The 20967-nt window shown below is 66.2% G+C and carries 22 protein-coding genes; 13 read left to right on the top strand and 9 right to left on the bottom strand.

Annotation, left to right across the window (positions count from 1 at the left end):
* Nucleotides 1-23: 23 nt before the first annotated feature.
* Genes V7Q81_RS01695 through ytfE form a run of 3 tightly spaced genes read right to left on the bottom strand, consistent with a single transcriptional unit; the run spans nucleotide 24 to nucleotide 3346 of the window.
* Nucleotides 24-359 carry a hypothetical protein gene (locus V7Q81_RS01695; RefSeq protein WP_333839754.1) on the bottom strand — a complete coding sequence of 112 codons (336 nt, stop codon included), beginning with the start codon at nucleotides 357-359 and terminating at the stop codon, nucleotides 24-26.
* Between the two features lie 5 nt (nucleotides 360-364).
* Nucleotides 365-2641, bottom strand: coding sequence for a nitric-oxide reductase large subunit (locus V7Q81_RS01690; RefSeq protein WP_333839751.1), 2277 nt, complete (start codon nucleotides 2639-2641; stop codon nucleotides 365-367).
* A gap of 39 nt (nucleotides 2642-2680) precedes the next feature.
* Nucleotides 2681-3346, bottom strand: coding sequence for an iron-sulfur cluster repair protein YtfE (ytfE, locus tag V7Q81_RS01685; RefSeq protein ID WP_333839748.1), 666 nt, complete (start codon nucleotides 3344-3346; stop codon nucleotides 2681-2683).
* 186 nt (nucleotides 3347-3532) lie between these two features.
* Between ytfE and norR the strand changes: the two genes are divergently transcribed.
* The 9 genes from norR (at nucleotide 3533) to V7Q81_RS01640 (ending at nucleotide 11402) form a co-directional block, all read left to right on the top strand.
* Complete coding sequence (gene norR, locus V7Q81_RS01680; protein WP_333839746.1) at nucleotides 3533-5128, top strand: nitric oxide reductase transcriptional regulator NorR; 1596 nt, start codon at nucleotides 3533-3535, stop codon at nucleotides 5126-5128.
* A gap of 21 nt (nucleotides 5129-5149) precedes the next feature.
* Nucleotides 5150-5509 (top strand): hypothetical protein, encoded by a 360-nt coding sequence (locus tag V7Q81_RS01675; RefSeq protein WP_333839744.1) that lies wholly within the window; start codon nucleotides 5150-5152, stop codon nucleotides 5507-5509.
* A gap of 123 nt (nucleotides 5510-5632) precedes the next feature.
* On the top strand, nucleotides 5633-5920 hold the full coding sequence (locus V7Q81_RS01670; protein WP_333839742.1) for a GYD domain-containing protein: 288 nt from the start codon (nucleotides 5633-5635) through the stop codon (nucleotides 5918-5920).
* A 53-nt stretch (nucleotides 5921-5973) separates the two neighbouring features.
* Complete coding sequence (locus tag V7Q81_RS01665; RefSeq protein ID WP_333839740.1) at nucleotides 5974-6399, top strand: hypothetical protein; 426 nt, start codon at nucleotides 5974-5976, stop codon at nucleotides 6397-6399.
* 61 nt (nucleotides 6400-6460) lie between these two features.
* On the top strand, nucleotides 6461-7180 hold the full coding sequence (locus tag V7Q81_RS01660; RefSeq protein WP_333839737.1) for a hypothetical protein: 720 nt from the start codon (nucleotides 6461-6463) through the stop codon (nucleotides 7178-7180).
* A 196-nt stretch (nucleotides 7181-7376) separates the two neighbouring features.
* Nucleotides 7377-8210, top strand: coding sequence for a YiiX/YebB-like N1pC/P60 family cysteine hydrolase (locus tag V7Q81_RS01655; protein WP_333839734.1), 834 nt, complete (start codon nucleotides 7377-7379; stop codon nucleotides 8208-8210).
* Between the two features lie 132 nt (nucleotides 8211-8342).
* Complete coding sequence (locus tag V7Q81_RS01650; protein WP_333839731.1) at nucleotides 8343-9503, top strand: COG1470 family protein; 1161 nt, start codon at nucleotides 8343-8345, stop codon at nucleotides 9501-9503.
* Nucleotides 9500-10459: an ABC transporter ATP-binding protein gene (locus V7Q81_RS01645; RefSeq protein WP_333839728.1), complete on the top strand. Its 960-nt coding sequence runs from the start codon at nucleotides 9500-9502 to the stop codon at nucleotides 10457-10459. Before V7Q81_RS01650 ends, V7Q81_RS01645 begins: the two co-directional genes overlap by 4 nt.
* Nucleotides 10449-11402 (top strand): ABC transporter permease, encoded by a 954-nt coding sequence (locus tag V7Q81_RS01640; RefSeq protein WP_333839726.1) that lies wholly within the window; start codon nucleotides 10449-10451, stop codon nucleotides 11400-11402. Before V7Q81_RS01645 ends, V7Q81_RS01640 begins: the two co-directional genes overlap by 11 nt.
* Here the strand turns inward: V7Q81_RS01640 and V7Q81_RS01635 are convergent.
* Together V7Q81_RS01635 and V7Q81_RS01630 are read right to left on the bottom strand one after the other, a co-directional pair.
* Nucleotides 11399-11737 carry a tetratricopeptide repeat protein gene (locus V7Q81_RS01635; protein ID WP_333839724.1) on the bottom strand — a complete coding sequence of 113 codons (339 nt, stop codon included), beginning with the start codon at nucleotides 11735-11737 and terminating at the stop codon, nucleotides 11399-11401. The two genes, V7Q81_RS01640 and V7Q81_RS01635, sit on opposite strands and share 4 nt — an antisense overlap.
* 9 nt (nucleotides 11738-11746) lie before the next feature.
* Nucleotides 11747-13666 carry a potassium transporter Kup gene (locus V7Q81_RS01630; protein ID WP_442954730.1) on the bottom strand — a complete coding sequence of 640 codons (1920 nt, stop codon included), beginning with the start codon at nucleotides 13664-13666 and terminating at the stop codon, nucleotides 11747-11749.
* Between the two features lie 136 nt (nucleotides 13667-13802).
* On the opposite strand from V7Q81_RS01630, the gene V7Q81_RS01625 reads away from it, so the two are divergent.
* From V7Q81_RS01625 to V7Q81_RS01615, 3 genes are all read left to right on the top strand, one after another.
* Complete coding sequence (locus tag V7Q81_RS01625) at nucleotides 13803-14186, top strand: RidA family protein (RefSeq protein WP_333839720.1); 384 nt, start codon at nucleotides 13803-13805, stop codon at nucleotides 14184-14186.
* 91 nt (nucleotides 14187-14277) lie between these two features.
* On the top strand, nucleotides 14278-16332 hold the full coding sequence (gene recG / locus V7Q81_RS01620; RefSeq protein ID WP_333839797.1) for an ATP-dependent DNA helicase RecG: 2055 nt from the start codon (nucleotides 14278-14280) through the stop codon (nucleotides 16330-16332).
* Between the two features lie 4 nt (nucleotides 16333-16336).
* Nucleotides 16337-17539, top strand: coding sequence for a class I SAM-dependent rRNA methyltransferase (locus V7Q81_RS01615; RefSeq protein ID WP_333839718.1), 1203 nt, complete (start codon nucleotides 16337-16339; stop codon nucleotides 17537-17539).
* Nucleotides 17540-17561: 22 nt separating this feature from the next.
* Here the strand turns inward: V7Q81_RS01615 and V7Q81_RS01610 are convergent, their stop codons facing one another.
* The gene (locus V7Q81_RS01610) at nucleotides 17562-17942 is read right to left on the bottom strand and encodes a type II toxin-antitoxin system VapC family toxin (RefSeq protein ID WP_333839795.1); all 381 of its coding nucleotides are present in this window, start codon (nucleotides 17940-17942) and stop codon (nucleotides 17562-17564) included.
* Between the two features lie 312 nt (nucleotides 17943-18254).
* Between V7Q81_RS01610 and gor the strand changes: the two genes are divergently transcribed.
* Complete coding sequence (gor, locus tag V7Q81_RS01600) at nucleotides 18255-19631, top strand: glutathione-disulfide reductase (RefSeq protein ID WP_333839716.1); 1377 nt, start codon at nucleotides 18255-18257, stop codon at nucleotides 19629-19631.
* A 29-nt stretch (nucleotides 19632-19660) separates the two neighbouring features.
* Here the strand turns inward: gor and V7Q81_RS01595 are convergent, their stop codons facing one another.
* From V7Q81_RS01595 to V7Q81_RS01585, 3 genes are all read right to left on the bottom strand, one after another.
* Nucleotides 19661-20023 carry a DUF190 domain-containing protein gene (locus V7Q81_RS01595; RefSeq protein ID WP_333839714.1) on the bottom strand — a complete coding sequence of 121 codons (363 nt, stop codon included), beginning with the start codon at nucleotides 20021-20023 and terminating at the stop codon, nucleotides 19661-19663.
* Nucleotides 20024-20057: 34 nt separating this feature from the next.
* Nucleotides 20058-20444, bottom strand: a complete 387-nt coding sequence (crcB, locus tag V7Q81_RS01590) for a fluoride efflux transporter CrcB (protein WP_333839712.1) — start codon at nucleotides 20442-20444, stop codon at nucleotides 20058-20060.
* A 12-nt stretch (nucleotides 20445-20456) separates the two neighbouring features.
* Nucleotides 20457-20967: cation diffusion facilitator family transporter (locus V7Q81_RS01585; protein WP_333839710.1), on the bottom strand; the 511-nt coding region annotated here is incomplete at its 5' end.

The raw sequence follows: 20967 nt of genomic DNA, 5'->3' as shown, positions 1-20967 counted from the left end.
GCGCTTGCTTGCCCCCACAGCCTTCAATGCCCGTCGCTGTGCGCCGGGCTGGTCACCCGCGCCGCGACGCGCTCTTCGCCGCTTTCCAGCACCGTCAGGAGCCGACGCGCCTCGGCCTGTAGGCCCCGGTAAGAATCTTCCCATTTGCCGTCGCGGGGCACCGTCCATGCCAGGCGCCGCACCAGCCCGACGAGGGCTTGGGTATGCCGTTGCGCGAGCCGCGCCTTTTCCAGCGCGTCCTCGTACTGCCAGGCGTACACCAGCTCCACGGGCCGGTCCTGGCAGACGCCGATGCAGGTCTGGGGGGCCTCGATCCTTCCGCAGCCGATGCACTGCCATGCCTTCATGGTTGCGGTCATGGCCGTTAGGCTTGCTCGGCCGCTGGCCCCGGGGAGGCGATGGCCGGGCGCCGCCGGGCGAGGGTTTGCACTACGAAGGCGGCGAAGGCGAAGGCGCCGATGATGAACACCAGGTCGCCCACGGTGCGCACCCAACGCAGCGTCTCCAGGAGGGGGAGTTGCAAGAACTCTTCGCTGCGGGCGTACCACAGACCTACCTTGAGGCTCGCCCAGAACTGGTAAAGACCGATGGGCAGGAGGCTTGTCACGATCATGGTGGCGAGCCCCCCGTTCATCCACCAGAAGGCGGTCTTGAGGGTCGCTTCGTTCCACTGGGCTTCGGGCCTGAGGCTGCGCAGCACCAGTAGCACCAGGCCGAGCGCGAGGAAGCCATAGACTCCGAACAGCGCGGCGTGGCCGTGCACCGCCGTGGTGTTCAGCCCCTGCAGGTAGTAGAGGGCGATCGGTGGATTGATGAGAAAGCCGAAGACCCCGGCCCCTACGAAATTCCAGAAGGCCACCGCCACGAAAAACTTCAGGGGCCACTCGTAGCGCCGCATCCAGGGGGCTCGGTCCTTGTGACGCCAGTTCTCGTAGGCCTCGATGCCCACCACCACCAGGGGAACCACCTCCAGGGCGCTGAACACTGCGCCGATGGCCATGATGGAGGTGGTAGTCCCGGAGAAATAGAGATGGTGGAAGGTGCCGGGCACGCCGCCCAGCATGAACAGGGTAGCCGCGGCGAGGGACGCCCGGGCGGCGCTCGTGCGGGAGACAAGCCCCATGGCGGAGAAGATGTAGGCGAGGGCCACCGTGGCGAACACCTCGAAGAAGCCTTCTACCCACAGGTGCACTACCCACCAGCGCCAGTACTCCATCACCGAGAGGTGGGTACGCGGGCCGTAGAACAAGCCGGCGCCATAGAACAGGCCCACCGCGATGACCGAGGCGGTGAAAAGGATGAGCAGGCTCTTCTGCTTCTCGCGCCTGAGCGCGGGCACGATGGCCCGCAGCATCAGTGCGAGCCACAGGATGAGGCCCGCGTACAGGGCGATCTGCCACACGCGCCCTAGATCCAAGTATTCATAGCCCTGATGGCCGAGCCAGAAGCTCACCTCCCGCTGGAGCTGCTGATTGATGGCGAGAAACTGGCCGATGAAGGAGCCGGCAACCACCACCAGCAGCGCCACGAACAGGAGGTCCACGCCCAGCTTCTGGTACTTCGGGTCGCGTCCACCGTTGATCACGGGGGCGAGGAACAGGCCCGCCGCCAGGAAAGCGGTGGCGATCCAGAACATGGCGCTCTGGATGTGCCAGGTGCGGGTGAGGGCGTAGGGCAGCCAGCGGGAGGTTTCCAGGCCGTAGAACGCTTGTCCTTCCACGGTGTAGTGGGCGGTGAAGCCTCCGAGCAACACTTGTAAGCCGAACAGGGCGACGACCACCCCCAGGTATTTCCATAAGGCCCGCTGGGAGGGCGTCAGGGCGAGGGCCGCCAGTGGATCCCGGGCGAGAGGTTTTAAATCCTCTTCCCCGTGCTTGCGGCCGAAGGACCAGATCCAAATGAAGGCGCCGATGCCGGCGACGAGCAGCACCACCGACAGCACCGACCACAACACGTTCTCCGCCGTGGGGACATTGTCGATCAGGGGTTCGTGGGGCCAGTTGTTGGTGTAAGTGGCCTGCATCCCGGGGCGCGGCGTGGCGGCTGCCCAGGCGGACCAGAAGAAGAAGGCGGCGAGATTGTGCCGATCCTGCGGCCGCGGTAGGGTGTCCTCCTTCATGGCATAGCTCTCCCGCGTCTTCCGGAGCTCGGGCGCGGCTCCGAAGAGAGCGTCGTAGTAGCGCTGAACCTGGCGGACGGCGGCCGCCCGCCGTGGTGACAGGGTCACCGTGCCGGAGGCGACGTCGTAGGTGTTGGTGCGGTATTCGCCCTTAAGCTGGAGCTTGAGAGCTGCCTGCTGCTCCGGGGTGAGGGCCTCGTAGGGCTGGCCGTGCCGCTCCCGGGCGGCAAGCTCCAGCCAAGCCATGAGCTCCCGGTGTAGCCAGTCGGCAGTCCAGTCGGGCGCCTGGTAAGCCCCATGGCCCCATACCGAACCGAGCTGTTGACCCCCGGTGGACTGCCAGGCGAGCTGACCCTGGATCACATCGTCATGGGTGAAGAGCACCGGACCGTCTTGGACAACGAAGCGCTGGGGCACAGGTGGCGCCTGGCGATAGACTTCGCGCCCGAAAAAACCGAGGAGGGCAAAGGTGACGCCGAGCACTGCGGTCAGCGTCAGCCAAAGTTTCTTTTCCGTGTTCATAGGGACGAAGGCTCCTTGGGAAGGGGGGGCTGCGGGGCTTCAGACTTGTTCGATGGCTCGCGGGAACAGGACGTTGTTCTCGAGGTGGATGTGCTCCATGAGATCGCTGATCAACTGCTCGAGCCCCTGGTAGCAGGCGCGCCAGGTGGCGCAGGCGTCTGCAGGCAGCACCAGATCATGAGCCGCCGCCCTGATCTGCGCCAGGGCGAGCCCGTGCTGATCGTGTTCGTAGCGCATGACGCTCACGGGGGTCGTCACCCGGTTGCCATCTCCCTGGAGGATCAAGGGAAAGAGCACCCGCTCCTCTTTCTGCATGTGGGACTCTAGCTCCCCTTGCAACGCCGCGAGGCGCCCGGCGAGCCCCCGAGGGCAAGCCGGATGGCGCTCGTGCACCTGTTCCACCTTGCGGGCCAAGGCGAGGAGCTCTGGAAGCTGGCGGCGGTGGCGCTCATGGAAGCTCTCTACGATGTGTTCGATCAATCGCGCGAGGGGGGCGGCGCGCCAATCGGTCCCGTGCACCGGAGGGGCTGCCAGCCCGGCGAGCGCTTCGGTGAAGGCGGTTGGGTCGATGCGCCGGACTGCCAGGGCCTGCTCAAGGGGCTCGTCGCCGCCGCAGCAGAAATCGATGCGATGCTGGCGGAACAGGCGGGTCGCACCAGGGATGGCGGCCGCCAATTCCCCCACAGGAGTTTTTAGATAATCCATAACCTTCTCCACTTCTTGAGGTATTCGAGGGGTTCGATGCACTTTAAACAAGATCCATGCCATGGGGTAATGAATTTATTTTCATGTACTTACTTTAAAAAACAGGGTCAATATGACCAAAGTATTTAATGGTTTTTCTTACCATAATGGTAAAATTCACCATTGCCCGGCAACGATGAGGTCATAATGGAACCGTTGTTGCAACTCATGTCCGACCTAGGACGGGATTTGCCGCCCCGGCTGCGTTACCGGCGAGTGGTGCAAATTCTCAAGTCCGCCTTTCAGTGCGACGCCATCGGGCTCCTGAAGCTGGAAGGCGAGGTGCTGCGCCCGGTGGCAGTGGAGGGGCTAGCGGAAGAGACTCTGGGGCGACGTTTCCGCCTGGCGGATCATCCCCGACTGCAGACGATTCTCTACGCCCACGAGCCGGTCATCTTCGAACCGGACACGGATCTTCCCGACCCTTACGATGGGCTGGTGGAGTCCCGCACGGGCGACCTCCACGTGCACGACTGCATGGGGGTGACGCTGTACGTGGACGGCCGCGCCTGGGGCGTGCTCACCTTCGACGCCCTCGCCCCGGGACGCTTCACCCGGCTCGATCTGGAGCGGCTCAAGCATTTCGTCCTGCTCGCTGAGGCGAGCGTACGCCTGGCGGAGCTGTCCTCCCAGCTCGAGGCACTCCGGAGCTTGCGTGCGGACGCGGGAACGGCTCTAGCGTCGGGGCTAACGGCCGGGCGGCAGGAGCTGATTGGCCAATGCCCGGCCCTCCAGGAGCTCAAGCAGGAGCTCATGCTGATCGCCGATTCCGATCTGTCGGTCCTGATCCTGGGGGAAACCGGCGTGGGCAAGGAGCTGGTGGCCCGGGAGATTCATGCCCTCTCCCGGCGTCGGGACCGTCCCATGGTGCACGTGAACTGCGCCGCCCTGCCCGAGAGCCTGGCCGAGAGTGAGCTGTTCGGGCACGTCAAGGGTGCTTTCTCCGGCGCCCTCAGCCATCGGGCGGGCAAGTTCGAGGCTGCGGAGGGGGGGACCCTGTTCCTGGACGAGGTGGGGGAGTTGCCCCTTGCGGTGCAGGCCAAGCTCCTGCGGGCGATCCAGCACGGGGAGGTCCAGCGGGTGGGGTCGGATGTGCCGGTGAGGATCGACGTGCGCATCGTCGCCGCCACCAACCGGGACCTGAAGGAGGCGGTGCGCCAAGGGAAATTCCGGGCAGACCTGTACCACCGCCTGAGCGTCTATCCCGTCTTCGTGCCTCCCTTGCGGGAGCGGGGCAACGACGTGTTGTTGCTCGCGGGCCATTTCCTGGAGTTAAACCGCTCCCGCTTGGGGGTGAGAAGCCTACGGCTCTCCCGGGACGCGGAGAAGGCCTTGCTCGCCTATGGTTGGCCCGGAAACGTGCGGGAGCTGGAGCACGTAGTGAGCCGCGCCGCCCTCAAGGCCCGGGCCAAGGCCGCCAGTGCCAACGCCATCGTCACCATCGAACGGCGGTTTCTGGACCTGGAGCTGGAAGCCTCCGATCCTCCGCCCGGGGTCCCGGGCGATCACGGGCAGGCGGCGCCTGCCCCGGCCTTAGAGCCGGGGCTTACCCTGCACGAGGCCCAGGCGCGTTTCTTACGCCGTACCATCGAAGAGGCCCTGACCCGGCACGGGGGCAACTGGTCCCGCACAGCGGCGAGCCTGGGCGTGGATCCCAGCAACCTGCACAAGCTCGCCCGCCGGCTCGGTCTGAAGCAAAGCGGCGCCACCCCTGGCGGCGCGCCACGGGTGCGCTATAACTAGAATGCTTGTAGCGAGGCGAGGATGAAGAACGGGTTGATCGCGTTGGCGACCGTGGGGGTCCTCGCGGTGGCCTCGGCCGATGCCTTGGGGCATGGGTTTCGCCCTCACCCCGTCCACCGGACTGATGTCTTTGGCGCGGCGGTGTTGGGAGGGCTCCTGGGGGGGTTGATCGGTTTGGCGATCGCCAGTCCCCGATATCACACCCATGAAGCGCCGCCCAGGGTGATCATCGAGCGGCGTCATGTCGTTCCCCACGTTCTGCCACCGGCCGGCGCCTATGGGGGGCCCTCCCGGTACTGCTACGGGACGACCCGCTATTATGATCACGGCGACGGGGCTCCCCCGGCGCGGTTGGGGAATTATCCCCGCTGCGAGGATTGAGCCGGCGCACGCTCCTCCGCCCCTCTGCCAGGACGGGGCGGGGTGGTCTTCATCCCGTCGTGGGAGGAGAGGTTCCCGGGGGCGGATTACGTCCCGGGATTCCCTGTATCACGGAGGTGGCGTATGGCAACCTACATCATCTTGAGCCGCTTTTCCCCTGAAGCCTTCAAGGACCCGAAGGATTTCAAGACCCTCGCCGCCACTGTCTCGGAGAAAATCAAAACCGAGTGTCCCGGCGTCACCTGGAAGGAGAGCTACGCCACTCTCGGGCGCTTCGACGCGGTGGACGTGGTGGAAGCGGCCGACGTGAAGGAAGTGGAGAGGGCCGCTATGATCATCCGCGCCTATGGCCATTCCACCACGGAGACCCTGGCAGCGACGCCTTGGAAGGAATTCCTGAACGCCCTCTGAGCCGCCCGGTGCTGCGGGCGGCCGCATTTACCGCCGGCTGAAAAAGACCCGCCGTGCCCGATACCGTGCGCAGAGTCGATTATTTTTCCATTCAGGTGCCCAACCGGCCGGGAGAGGCGTTCAAGGTGCTCTCGACCTTGGTGAGCGCGGGCATCAACCTGCTCGCCTGCACCGGCTACCCCCAGGGGCGCCGGGCCCAGATCGATGTGGTGCCGGAGGATAGCCGCAAGTTCACGGCGGCCATCAAGAAGGCCGGCCTGCCCTTCACGCCCAAGAAGAGCGGCTTCCTCATCCAGGGCGAGGATCGGGCCGGAGCCTTGGCCGGGCACCTGAAAAAGCTGGCCCAGGCGGGGGTGAACGTCACGGCGGTGGACGCGGTGTCCGCGGGTCAAGGCCGCTGGGGCGCCATTTTCTGGGTGAAGTCCGAGGACGTGGCCCGCACGGCCCGGCTGTTCCGCAAAAAACCGCTCAAGTCTTGACCGCCTCGGGCCGGGGGCGCATGGAGTACCATAGGGGTTTGCCGCCAACCCGAGCTTTCCCATGGACTTCGCCCGCTTGATCGAGCTGGGCCAGCAGCTCGCCGCCCGCGCCCCGTCCGATTGGCCCCTGTTCCTGGCGCTTGCTGCCGTGATCGGACTGGTGATCGGCTCCCACGTGCAGTTACGCCGTCATTTCCGTCGGGAGGTGGACGCGCTCGCCCCGCGGGAGGACTTCTACCGGCTGGTGGACGAGCAGCGGCAAGTGAACGAAGCACTCGCCCGCCTGGCGGCCAGGCTTGAGGCTGCGCCTTCGCTCCCCCAGGACAGCGATATGGCGCTCAAGCGGGGCAAGCTGGAGGAGTTGATGAGCGCGGTCTACGAGCTCCTGTTCTGGTTGGATCGGGAAAAATCGGTGCGCCTCTTCAATGCCCCGGCGCGTACGGAAGAGCCGCCGGTGAAGAAGGTAATGGCGCTTGCCCGATTGTATTTTCCCGAACTGGCCGGTGCCGTTTCCACCCTTTACGCGGTGTACAGCCGGGTAATGATCGGGCTCCTGCGCTGCGAGCTTTCCCTCGCCCAGGTGCAGGGGGACGAGCAGCGCCGCCGGGAGATTCTGGGGGAGTGGCAGAAGCAGTACCTCGCCCTGCTGGCGGAGCTTTCTGAGGCGACACGCACCGTAGAGGCGGGATGTGCGATGTTGGCGGGCGCGGCCCCACCTCCGGCAGCCTGGGACAGGGCTGGCGCGAAGCCGGTCATGGAACCCCCGGTCCAGGGTCGATAAAACCGTTTTTGAGCCTTTTTGCGCCTGTGGCGCGAGGATAAAAAAAGCTGTCCTGGTGAGACAAGGCGGCGCGAGCGGCCCGTCCACGCCTGTGTTGGCGGATGTGCCCTGCCAGGAGGCCGTTGCCGTGGTCTAATTTTAGAAAAAGGCTTCAGGAAAAGATGACGGATACATGCCGTCGAGAGGAGTGGAGCCCATGACCCGGCGTTGGCTGCAACCCCTGGGACGGGCCTTGGCGCGCTATCTCAGCCAGCCTTTGCCCCATTACGCTCCTGCCGCCACCTCAAGCCCGGCGGCGCTGCTGGCAACCTTGCAGCCTGCCGACGTCCTGTTGGTGGAAGGCAATACCCGCGTCTCCACGGCGATCAAGTACCTCACCCAGTCCACCTGGTCCCACGCGGCCCTGTATGTGGGCGATGTCCTGGTGGATCACCACAACTGGGAAAATCCGCCCGTGCTGGTGGAAGTGGACATGGTGCACGGCTGCCAGGCAGTGCCCCTGTCCAAATACGCCGCTTTCCACACCCGCATCTGCCGCCCGGTGGGGTTGTCGGAACAAGACCGGCGTCGGGTGGTGGACTACGCTATCGCCCGGTTGGGTCAGGCCTACGATCTGAAGAACCTGCTGGATCTGGCCCGTTACCTGTTGCCCGTCCTGCCCGTGCCGAGCCGGTTCCGGCGCCAGATGCTTTCCCTGGGCAGCGGCGAGCCCACCAAGGCCATTTGCTCTACCCTGATCGCCCAGGCCTTCCAGGCGGTGGGCTATCCCATCCTGCCCCGGGTCATCCGGCGCCGCAACGGCTCGAGCCGAAGCGAGAAGGACTGTTACACGAGCCGGCACCCCAGCCTGTACACGCCCCGGGACTTCGACATCTCACCCTACTTCCAGGTGGTCAAGCCCACCCTCGAGCTGGGCTTCGACTACCGGGGCCTCCAGTGGGAGAGGGCCGAGGAGGATCGAAGGGAGGCGATGGAATCCCCTGCCGATGGATCGCCGCTCAAGAAGGGGGTTGAACCCCGGGGGGCCTGACCCCATCAAAATCGGCAAACGGGCCGGCGCCCACCGGCAAACAAGGCTATTCGCAGAGTCCTTTCGCGGCGGAGATCGCTCCTGCCGAAGCGGCACTTTTTTATCCAAGCCCGACAACGAGGAGGAAAACGCATGGAACGACGGGAGGTTGCGCTCGCCCTGGGGTTGCTGCTCGCCGCCACGGCGGCATTTTCCGCCCAGGAGCGGGCGTACCGCGGTCTTGCCCTTTCCACGGCCTATCCAGTCCAGACCTTGCGCCCTGCGGAGACCCTCTCGATTCCGCTTACGGTACACAACTTCGGGCTTCCGCCCCAAGTGGTGGAGCTCAAGGCGGACAAGGTGCCCGCGGGGTGGAAAGCGAGCTTCGTGGGAGACGGGCGTGCCATCGGCGCCGTGTACGTCAATCCCGACGCCGAGCGCAGCGTGACCCTGCGGCTCGATCCGCCCAAGACGCTCGACAAGGGCAGCTACACCCTACGGGTGGTGGCCCTAGGGGCCGGGCAGCGGGCCGAACTCCCCCTCCAGCTCCAATTCGGGGACGTGCTTCCGGCGGAGCTGGGGCTGAGGGCCAATCTGCCCACCTTGCAAGGCAGCGCCTCGGCCAGCTTCAGCTATGAGCTCACCCTGGAAAACCGCAGCGGCCAAGACGTCCTGGTGAATCTTTCCGCCGAGGCACCGCCGGGATTCGAGGTGAACTTCACCCCGGCGTTTTCTTCCCAGCAGGTCACCAGCCTCCCCGTCAAGGCGGGGGAATCCCGGGAGTTCAACGTACGGGTGCAGCCCCCGCGCCGAGCGACCGCCGGCCCCTATCGCATCGTGGTCACTGCAGACACCGGCCGGGTCCGGGCCAGCACGGAGCTCACCGTGGAGGTAACGGGGCGCCCGCAGCTCGCCCTGCGTACCCCCGCCGAAGTGCTTTCGGGAGACGCCTATGCGGGGGAGCCGACGCCCGTGACCCTGGTGGTGGAAAACACCGGCACCGCCCCGGCCAGAGGTGTGAGCCTGTCGGCCTTTCCTCCCAGAGAATGGAAGGTGGAGTTCGAACCCAAGGAGCTGGAAGCCGTGCCTCCTGGAGAACGGGTTCAGGTGACCGCCACCGTCACGCCTTCGCCCCGTTCCCTCGCAGGAGACTTCAACGTGAACTTCCGTGCCGAGGCTGAAGGGGAGTCCGCCTCTCTGGATTACCGGATGACGGTGCGCACCTCCACCCTGTGGGGCCTGGTGGGTATCGCCGTGGTGCTGGCGGCCTTAGGGGTGGTGGGCTTCGTCGTGGCGCGCTACGGACGGCGATGAGCGCTCCCGTCATCCAAACCCGGGGTCTCACCAAGCGCTACGGTGCCACCGTGGCGGTGGAAGCGCTCGACCTGGAAATCCAGGCGGGAGAAGTGTTCGGTCTGCTGGGGCCCAACGGTTCTGGCAAGACCACCACTATCCTCATGCTGCTTGGGCTCACCGAGCCGAGCGGGGGGGACATTTCCGTGCTAGGGCTCGATCCCCGGCGCTGGCCCCTCACGGTCAAGCGCCAGGTGGGCTATCTCCCCGACGCGGTGGGTTTTTACGATGAACTCACCGCCTGGGAGAATCTGCGCTACATCACCAAATTGAACGGCCTTCCGGCTGCTGAGGCCGAGCGGCGCATCGGCGCCGCCCTCGCCCGAATGGGGCTCGAAGCCGTGGCCCACGAGCGGGTCGCCACCTTTTCCCGGGGCATGCGTCAGCGGCTGGGACTCGCGGAGCTGCTGTGCAAGGCGCCCCGGATCGCAATTCTGGATGAGCCGACCCTGGGGCTGGACCCGGAAGCGGCCCGGGATTTCCTCACCCTGATCTTGAAACTGAAGGAGGACGGGATCACCGTGCTCCTTTCCTCCCATCTGCTGCACCAAGTGCAGGAGGTATGCGACCGGGTGGGGTTGTTTTCCCGGGGGCGCATGCGCTTGATGGGCAGTGTGGAAGCGCTGGCGCGCCAGGTGCTTGGGACCACTTGGCGGGTGCGGCTGGAAGCCGAGCCCGCGGCCTCGGATCCGCAAGGGCTGCAGCTTCGCCGCTCACTGGAAGAGGTGCCGGGAGTGCGCTTGGTACAACCGGAGGCCCCAGGACGCTGGCGGGTGGATGCGCAGGGGGATGTGCGGGCGGAGCTCTCTCGGGCGGCTGTCCAGGCCGGGGCTCGATTGACCGGCCTCGCCCAAGAGCGCCCCGGGCTGGACGAAGTGTATACGCGCTATTTCCAGGAGGCGCACCATGAAGCGTGAAGGCTCGCCTTGGACGGGGGTGGCGGCAGTGTGGACCAAGGAGCTGGCCGACCATCTTTCCTCCACCCGCATGCGGGTGCTGGAAATCCTGGTGTTGATCGCCGCGGTGGGGGCGGTGTACGTGGCCGGACAGCAACTGCGCGCCACGGTCATGCAGGATCCCTTCGCCTTCCTGCGGCTGTTTACCGCTGCCCGCTCGCCGCTGCCTTCTTTCGTCGCTTTTCTCGGGTTCTTCGTGCCCCTGGTGGCCATCGCCCTGGGCTTCGACGCGGTGAACGGGGAGTACAACCGGCGCACCTTGAGCCGCGTCCTCTCCCAGCCCATCTACCGAGACGCCCTTCTGCTGGGCAAGTTCCTCGCGGCCCTCTCTACCCTGGCAGTGCTGCTCGCGGCCCTGTGGCTCGTCACCACTGGACTGGGAATTCTCTTCCTGGGACTGCCGCCGGGGCCGGAGGAGGTGGCGCGGGGATTGCTTTTTCTCCTGGCCACCTTGTTCTACGGGGGTGTGTGGCTCGCCTTGGCCATGTGCCTGTCGGTCGTTTTCCGTCAGCCCCAGGGTGCAGTGCTGACGGCTCTCGGGGTATGGATCTTTTTTGCCGTGCTCTGGCCCATGCTCACCCAATTCCTGGTCCAGGGGGCCCAGGCGATGGCGCCCGGCGTCTCCCGCGATCCCCTGGCCCAGGTGGGGCTGGCGTTAGGGCTTGCCCGCCTCTCGCCCGACGCGCTCTACAGCGACGTGGTGCAGGCCCTGTTAAATCCGGAGGTGCGTACCTTGGGGCCTGTATTTCTCGCCCAACTGGACGGGATGATCATCGGCCGGCCGCTCCCTTTGGCAGAAAGCCTGGCCTTGGTGTGGCCCGCCCTCACCGCTCTGGTGGCCGGTACCCTGCTCCTCTTCGCCGTGGCCTACGTGCTGTTCCAGCGCAAAGAGGTCCGCGCCTAGCCTTCCGGTGCGGCGAGCTGCCGCTCGAGGCGGCGGGCGAACACGGCCATCTCCTTGGCTGCTTGCTTGTCACCTCGTTTTTCCGCCACCTGGATTCCCCGGCGGTAGGCCTCCAGGGCCTCCTGGAGCTCGCCCGCCTCGGTGAGGGCCTTGCCAAGGAGCTTCCATGCGGCCGAATAGTTCCCGTCCAGCTCCAAGGCCCGCCGCAGCTGGGCGATGGCGATGGCCGCCTCGCCTAGCTTCAGGTATTCGACACCGAGGCTGAAGCGCAGCAGGGCCGATTCCTTGCCGGCTGCGAGGAGTTTTTCCAAGTTTGCAATGACGGCGCTCGCCATGGGGGCACCTCAGAGCTCGATCTGGGTGCCGAGCTCCACCACCCGGTGGGTGGGGAGGCGAAAGTAGGCAGTGACGCTGCTCGCGTTGCGCGCCAAGGTGGCGAACAGGCGTTCGCGCCACAAGGCCATGCCTTCGAGCGCGAGGGACGGGATCAGCGTCTCGCGGCTCAAGAAGTACGTGGTCTCCAGGGGCGGGAATTCCAAGCCGTAGGGGCGCAGCCGATCGAGGGCCGCTGGAATGTCAGGCTGGTCCATGAAGCCGTAACGGACCATGACCCGGTAGAACTCCGCGCCCAAGGCCTGTAATTCCACGCGTCGCTCTTCCGGGATCCGCGGCACGGGCTCGGTGGTGACCGTGAGGAAGACCACACGCTCGTGCAGCACTTTGTTGTGCGCCAGGTTGTGCAGCAGAGCATGGGGCACCGCGTCTGGTTTGCTGGTGAGAAACACCGCCGTTCCCGGCACCCGCAAGGGCGGATTGCGCTTCAGGCTTTCGAGCGTCGGCTCCAGCGGGAGGTCACGGCTGCGCAGCCGCTCGAAGACGAGCTGGCGTCCCCGGTACCAGGTGGAAAAGAGGGTGAAGAGCACTACACCCACGATCACCGGGAACCAGCCCCCCTGGAACAGCTTAAGGGCGTTGGCGCTGAAGAAGCCGAAATCCACGGTGAGGAGCAGGCCTGCCACCGCACCCGCCGCCCAGCGGCTCCAGCGCCATAGGTGACGCAGCACCACGTAGAGCAGCAGGGAGTCGATTGCCATGGTGGCGGTGACGGCGATGCCATAGGTCGCCGCCAGATGGCTCGAGGAGTGAAACCCGAGCACCAGTGCCACCACGGCGGCGAGCAGGGCCCAGTTTACCCAAGGCAGGTATATTTGGCCCATCTCCCGCTCGGAGGTGTGGATGATTTCCAGCCGCGGGCAATAGCCCAGCTGGATGGCCTGGTGGGTCAAGGAAAAAGCGCCGGAAATCACAGCCTGGGAGGCGATCACGGTGGCGGCGGTGGCGAGCGCCACCAAGGGGTAGAGGGCCCATGAGGGCGCGAGCAGGTAGAAGGGGTTGCGTGCCGCCTCCGCCTGGGTGAGCAGCAGCGCCCCCTGACCGAAGTAATTGATGACCAGGGCGGGCAGTACCAGGCCCGTCCATGCCAGGCGAATTGGGCGGCGGCCGAAATGTCCCATGTCGGCGTAGAGGGCCTCGGCTCCGGTGATCGCCAGCACCACGGCCCCAAGGGCAAGATAGGCCTGCCAGCGGTTCTCGGCGAAGAATGTCACCGCATGCCACGGATTCAAGGCGTTGAGCACTTGCGGCACCTGGACGATTTTTGCCAGACCCAGCAGGGCGAGCGTGGCGAACCAGACCATCATCACCGGACCGAACAGGGCACCGACGGTACCCGTGCCCCGGCGTTGCAGCAGAAACAGGGCCAGCAGTACCGCCACGGCGGCGGGCTCCACCACGGGTTCCAGATACGGGGTGGCCACCGCCAGTCCCTCCACCGCCGAGAGCACCGAGATGGCGGGGGTGATCATGGCATCGCCATAGAACAAGGCCGCGCCAAAAAGACCCAAGCCCACCAGTGTGCGCCGGCGCCTGGGCTCGTCTCCCAGCGCCTTGACCACCAAGGCGGTCAGCGCCATGATGCCGCCCTCGCCCCGATTGTCCGCTCGCATCATGAACACCACGTACTTGAGCGTCACCACGATGATGAGGGACCAGAAGATGAGGGAGAGGATGCCCAGGACGTTGGCCGCATTGACGGGCAGGGGATGCAACCCGGAGAAGACCTCCCGCATGGTATACAAGGGGCTGGTGCCGATGTCGCCGTAGACCACGCCCACGGCGGCCGCCGCGAGCGCTACAACCCGACGATGCTCGGCCGACACCCTGGAGGCGAGGGGCTGGCCCTGGGCTTTGGGGGCATCGGACATAGAGGCGTAAATATAACGATGAAACCGGCGCTTCGCCATTTCTTGGCGCTGCCTGGTCCGACCCGGGTTTTCTAAAGGCCCTGGGCTGGCCTACCATTACGCTCGTTGCCTATCGTCTCCTTGCCAGGGGTTCCCCATGAGCCGCGTTCCCGTCTCTACCGAAGCCGCTCCCAAGGCGATCGGCACCTATTCCCAGGCGATCCGTGCCGGCCAGACCGTGTACCTCTCCGGCCAAATCGGGCTCGATCCCCGGACCATGGCCCTGGTCCCGGATCCGGAGGGGCAAATCCACCAGGTGTTCAGAAACCTGCAAGCGGTGGCCCAGGCGGCGGGCGGCACCTTGGACCAGGTGGTGAAGCTCACCGTCTATCTCACCGACCTCGCCCACTTCGGGCGAGTGAATGAGATCATGGCCACCTATTTCCGCGCGCCCTATCCCGCCCGGGCCGCGGTGGGCGTAGCGGCACTGCCGCGCGGGGCCCTGGTGGAGATGGAGGCGATCCTGGTGCTCGGCGCGTGAGCCGATATTCACCGTGAGGCATGGGGTGGCGCACGCCGGCAGGCTCCGAACGGATCCCGGCCTACCGGGAACGCCGAACAGCAGTGAAGGTATAGGGCCTACACCCGCATCCCATGTCCAACTCTCCTTCGCGGCGCTCAACCCGGCCCTGGCCGGGCGGCTTGCTCGCCTGGGGATTCGCACGCCCTTCGACCTGGTGCTGCATTTGCCCCTACGCTACGAGGATGAAACTCGCCTTACCCCCATCGGGGAGGCTCGTCCCGGTCAGCCGGTCCAAGTGGAGGGCGTGGTGGTGAGCAACGACATCGTGCCCCGGCCCCGGCGGCAGCTCGTGCTACGGGTCTCCGACGGCAGCGGCGAGCTTGTCGTGCGTTACCTCCACTTCTATCCCAATCAGGTTCGGTCCCTGGCGGTGGGAAAGCGGGTGCGGCTGCACGGGGAGCTGCGCCAGGGTTTTCTCGCCCCAGAAATGGTGCATCCGCGGGCGCGGATCGTGGCTCCTGGCGAACCCCTGCCCATCACCCTCACCCCGGTCTACCCCACCACGGCGGGGCTGGCTCAGCCGGTGCTGCGCAAACTGATCGACCGGTGTCTGGCCGAACTGGACCTCTCCGACACCCTGCCTTCTTCTCTTCGGGCGGCTCATCGGCTTGCGGAGTTCGAAGCGAGCGTGCGTTTCCTCCACGCGCCTCCCCCCGACGCCGACGAGAGCGCCTTGGGGGAGCGCACCCACCCCGCGTGGCGCCGGATCAAGTTCGACGAGCTGCTGGCGCAGCAGTTGTCCATGCGCCTGCATTATCGCGAGCGGCGCGCCCGGGTCGCGCCCCGGCTGCCGGACCGGGGCACCCTCACCCGGCGCTTGATCGACTCCCTGCCCTTTCGTCTCACCCCGGCCCAGGAGAGGGCGCTCGCCGAGATCCGCCGGGACATGGCGGAGGCCCATCCCATGCAGCGGCTCCTTCAAGGAGACGTGGGAAGCGGCAAGACCATCGTCGCCGCCCTGGCGGCGCTCCAGGCAGCGGAGAACGGCTACCAGACCGCCATCATGGCACCCACCGAGATCCTAGCAGAGCAGCACTACCGCAAGTTCGCCCAATGGCTGGAACCGCTGGGGGTGAGGGTGGCGTGGCTTGCGGGCAGCCAGAAAAAGCGGGTGAGGAAGGAAGCCCTGGAGCAAGTGGCCCTAGGCGAAGCCCTGGTGGCGGTGGGTACCCACGCCCTGTTCCAGGAGGAGGTGCGCTTCCGGCGCCTGGGGCTTGCGGTGATCGACGAGCAGCACCGCTTCGGGGTGCACCAGCGCCTTGCTCTGCGCCTGAAAGGCGATCAGCCCCACCAGCTCATGATGAGCGCCACTCCCATTCCCCGGACCTTGGCCATGAGCTACTACGCCGACCTGGACGTGTCGGTGATCGCCGAGCTGCCTCCGGGCCGCACGCCGGTGGCGACGCGCCTGGTGGCGGATGCGCGACGCGACGAGGTAATCGCCCGGGTGCGGGCCGACTGTCTCGCAGGGCGGCAGGCCTATTGGGTGTGTCCCCTGATCGAAGAGTCGGAGGCGCTGCAGTTGCAGACCGCACTGGAGACCTTCGAACGCCTGAAAAACACCTTTCCAGAGCTCAAAGTGGGCCTGATCCACGGACGGCTCAAGCCCGAGGACAAGGCACGGGTGATGGAGGCTTTCCAGCGGGGCGAGATCCAGCTCCTCGTGGCCACCACCGTGATCGAGGTGGGCGTCGATGTGCCCAACGCTTCTCTCATGGTGATCGACCATGCCGAACGCATGGGGTTATCCCAGCTCCACCAGTTACGGGGACGGGTGGGTCGGGGTGCGCACAAGAGCATGTGCATTCTCCTGTACGGCACGCCCCTCTCCGGCGCGGCCCGGGAGCGGCTGCGGGTCCTGTACCAGGTGAGCGACGGCTTCGAGATCGCTCGCCATGACCTGCGGTTACGGGGGCCGGGGGAATTTCTGGGGGCGCGCCAGAGCGGCGTGCCGCTGTTGCGCTTCGCCGATCTGGAGCGGGACCAGGACCTGTTGGAGGCGGCGCGGGAGGTGGCGCAGGAGATGCTAGAGCGCTTTCCCGACCACGCTCGCCGCCACCTCGAGCGCTGGATGGGCCTGCGCCATCACTATCTCAAGGTGTAGCTCCGTGGAACGCGCTCCCACGGGTCGGGTGATCGTGAAACCCGGCCGGGAGAAGTCCCTCCTGCGCCGCCATCCCTGGGTGTTCTCCGGGGCGATCGCGCGGGTGGAAGGCAACCCTGGCGCCGGGGAGACGGTGGAAGTGTGCTCCACCGACGGCGCCTTCCTCGGTTGGGGCGCATTCAGCCCCTTGTCCCAAATCCGGGTGCGGATCTGGTCCTTCGATCGGGAAACACCCATCGACCCCGGTTTCTTCCGACGGCGACTTTCCGCGGCCCTCGCCCTGCGCCGGGATCTGGTGCCGGCGCAGGAAACCAACGCTTTGCGGCTCGTGCATGGCGAATCCGACGGCCTGCCGGCCGTGGTGGTGGACCGCTACGGGGATACCCTGGTCCTGCAACTCGGAAGTTGCGGCGCGGAGGCGTGGCGCGGGTGCCTGACCGAACAGCTTGTTGCCTTGACGGGGGCGGCGCGGGTGTACGAGCGCTCCGACGGGGAGGCCCGCGTCCGAGAAGGGCTCGCGCCCCGGGTGGGCCCCCTATGGGGCGACGAGCCGCTGGAGCCCATCTCCATCCGGGAGCACGACCTCGCCTACCGGGTGGATGTGCGTCGTGGCCACAAGACCGGCTTCTACCTGGACCAGCGGGTCAATCGGGCGCGGATCGCGCGCCATGCGCCCGGGCGCCGGGTCCTGAACGGCTTCTGCTATACCGGTGCCTTCACCGTGGCGGCCCTCGCCGCCGGTGCCGAGACGGTGCTGTCCATCGATTCCTCGGCGTCGGCGCTGGAAGCGGCTCAGGCCCACGTGGTCATGAACGGTCTCGATCCGGCCCGCTGCGAGTGGTGGGACGAGGACATGTTCCAGGCGCTGCGGCGGCTGCGGGAGGAGGGTCGCCGTTTCGACTTGATCGTGCTGGATCCGCCCAAGTTCGCCCCCACGGCTGCCCAGGCATCCCAGGCGGCCCGAGGCTATAAGGATCTCAATTGGCTCGCCTTCCGCCTCCTCGCTCCCGGGGGGCTGCTTGCTACTTTCTCCTGTTCGGGCGGGGTGGACGAGGCCCTGTTCCAAAAGATCGTGGCCGGCGCCGCCTTGGACGCGGGGGTAGAGGCATGCATCGTGGAGCGCTACACCGCGGGCCCCGACCATCCGGTGGCCCTCAGCTTCCCCGAGGGCGCGTATTTGAAGGGGCTGCTGTGCAGAATCGGTTAATCGAGAACCTGAGCGTTCCCTGTCAAAGCTTGCGTATCGGGGCGGGGTATTGAGCGAGCCGCGCATCGGCGGTGAGCAGGAGGACGCCTTCTACCAGGTCTTGGGCGACCAGGAGCCGGTCGAAGGGGTCTTTATGGATCGGCGGCAGTTGGTCGATCGTCACGGCGTGGGCGCTGGTCACGGGCAACTCGACATAGCCGTTGTCCAGCAAAGGGCGCCGCAACATACGCGCATCCACTCGGAAGTCGTCTCGGCCGAGACTGTGCTTGAGAGCGATCTTCCAGAGACTTGCCGCGCCGAAGAGCAGCCTGTTGTCTGGGTCTTTCAGGAGACGTCTGGCGCGGGTGGGGAGCTGCTCGGGAAGCCCCGCCACCCATAACAGCATGTGGGTGTCCAGCAGCAGCTTCGTTCGGCTGAGCCGAGGCGCCCTTTGGTCTCCGCTTCACCCATGGGATCGAAGTCGGCCGGCACTTGGATGTCCCCTGCCAGGAAGCCGAGGCGACGCGCCTGCTTGGGCTCCGGCGTGCTCAAAGGAGTGGCCTTGACCAGGGGTTTGCCCGCTTTACCGATGATGAACGCTTCTCCCTTGGCGGCTTCGTTGACGAGCTTGGACAGGTGGGTGGTTTCGCTTTGCGAAGGGTGACCGTCTGCACGGCCGCTTCCGTATAAACTTAGTCAAATAGGCTTAGCCTAGTACAGCGACCGGAGTACTAAAATGCATTACGACTACGATTTGTTCGTCATCGGCGCCGGCTCGGGTGGCGTGCGCGCAGCTCGGATGGCGGCGGGCTACGGCGCTCGGGTGGCCATCGCCGAGGAGCGCTTTCTCGGGGGCACCTGCGTCAATGCCGGGTGCATACCGAAAAAGCTCTTCTCCTATGCGGCCCACGTTCGCGAGGACTTCGAGGACGCTCGCGGGTTTGGTTGGAACGTCGGGACGCTCAACTTCGAATGGGAGCGGCTGCGCGAGAACAAGGATCGGGAAATCGCCCGGCTGAACGAAGTCTACCAGCGGCTGCTGGAAGCCGCCGGGGTGCGGCTGCTGCGGGGTCGGGCTCGGGTGTTGGGTCCCCATCGGGTTCAGGTGGGGGAGCGGGACTACACGGCCGGCCACCTCCTAGTGGCCACCGGTGCCCACGCCGTGGTGCCGCCGATCCCGGGCGCAGAGCTTGGGATCACCTCCGACGCCGCCTTCTTTCTGCCGTCGCTGCCCAAGCGGGCGCTGGTGGTGGGAGGAGGCTATATCGCGGTGGAGTTCGCCTCCATCTTCAACGGCCTGGGGGTCGACACCACCCTCGCCTATCGCGGCCCCCACTTGCTGCGGGGTTTCGATGACGACGTGCGCCAGTTTCTGGCCGGCGAGATGGAAAAAAAGGGCATCCGCATCTTGTTCAACACCCGGGTGCTGGCTCTGCAGGCCGGTGCGAGCGGCCGGCGCAAGGTCTGCTTCGGCGACGGTACCGAGGAGGTCTTCGACCTGGTGTTGTTCGCCACAGGGCGTGCCCCTTCGAGCCGGGGCTTCGGCCTGGAGCAGACGGGGGTGAAGCTCGCGGACAACGGTGCCATCATGGTGGACGAGGCGTTTCGCAGCTCGGTGCCCTCCATCTACGCTCTGGGGGACGTCATCGATCGGCTCAAGCTCACGCCGGTGGCGATCCACGAAGCCATGGCCTTTGCCCAGACCCATTTCGGCGCGAGCGCGAGACGCATGGACTACGAAAACGTGCCGACCGCGGTGTTCAGCCACCCCAGCGTGGGCACGGTGGGACTCACGGAGGCCCAGGCGCGGGAGCGCTATTGCCGGGTAGAGGTCTATGCTTCCGCGTTCCGGCCCCTCAAGCTCACCTTGACGCCGCGGCAGGAGCGCACCTTCATCAAGCTGGTGGTGGACGGCGTCACCGACCGGGTGCTGGGGGTACACATGGTAGGACCCGAGGCGGGAGAGGTGGTGCAGGGATTCGCGGTAGCCATAAAGGGCGGCGCCACCAAGGCCCTGTTCGACGCCACCGTGGGCATCCATCCGACCGTGGCCGAGGAATTGGTCAGCCTGCGGCAAAAGCGGGCCGCGCCGGAGGAGATGGGCGACCTATAGCGCCGGGTGCCTCGGGGCGCAGGCTCGCTTCAAGGACGCTGCGAATCCGCCGCCGCGGACGGCGGGTCCTCCTCGTCGGGGTTGAGCACGCCGAAGCGGGCCGGGATGTGGGCGTAGAAGACCCGGATTTTCTCCTGCTCGATGCGCTCCAGCAGCCGCCTCGCCTCCTGCGGCGTGACGATGAACTCCACCTCCACGGTGAGGGTGCCGGCCAGCTCGAAGAAGTGGTTCTCGTGCAGCACGTGGTGCCGCCCGAAGCCAGCCATGGCGCGAAACGCCGAGCCGCCGCGGATGCCCATGCGGTTGGCCTCTTCGAGCAGCCACTCCCACAGGAGGCGGTGACGGTGACGTGCGTTCTCGTGCACGTAGAAGCGGAGAAAGGCGCCTTCCATGCTGTGAACCTCCCGTCGCCGTGTCACTGTGTCTCTAGTTGCGCATGAGCCACTTCACCGTGCCGATGCCCACAGCGGTCAGGGCGAGGGAGCCCAACAGGTGCCCTGCCGCCACGGCAAGGGCCCAGACGAATTGGCCGCGTTCGAGGAGGGTCACGACCTCGGCCGAAAAGGTGGAAAAAGTGGTGAGCCCGCCCAGAAAACCCGTGATGAGGAACAGGCGCACCTCCGGCGGCAGGCCGGAGTTCCAGGAGAAGTAGGCGAGCGCCACGCCCACCAGGTAACCTCCCAGCAGGTTGGCTGCGAGGGTCCCCAATGGGAAGGGAGGAAGAATCGGGTTCAAGGCCAGGCCGAGCCCCCAGCGCAGGCAGGCGCCCAGGCCGGCGCCCAGAAACACGCTGAGAAGCGAATACATGGCCATTGCGTTCTCGTCCTATCCCTCGCTGGGGGTCCGATGCGCAAGCGCCGTTTGCTCCCGGCGGGGTTGGCAGCGGGGGCAGGCGTTGACCTCAATCGATACGTGCCGCAGCTCGGGGCAATCGCCGAGCAGTGCCCGGTATTCGTCTGGCGTCTTGGGAGCGTGGGCCACCAGGCAGACGATGCAGGCGTACTGACTGCGGCCGACGCGCCACACGTGCAGGTCCGTCACCCTGGCGTCTCCGTCCTGCTCTATTCTGCTGCGGATCTGTGCGACCAGCGGGTGATCCATTTCCCGGTCCAGCAGTACCTTGGACGAGTCCCGGATTAACCCGTAGGCCCAGGCGGAAATGACCGCTGCGCCGACGAGGCCGATGACCGGGTCGAGCCAGCCCCAGCCTAGAAAGCGCCCGCCTAGCAAGGCGATGATGGCGAGGACCGAGGTGAGGGCGTCCGCGAGCACGTGCAGGTAAGCTGAACGCAGGTTGAGGTCGGCGGGGTGCCGGTGGCGGTGGGGGGACTCGTGG

It is taken from the genome of Pelomicrobium sp. (genome assembly GCF_036803785.1).
GTDB lineage: Bacteria > Pseudomonadota > Gammaproteobacteria > Burkholderiales > UBA6910 > Pelomicrobium.
This window is presented reverse-complemented; position numbering and strand designations above follow the sequence as displayed.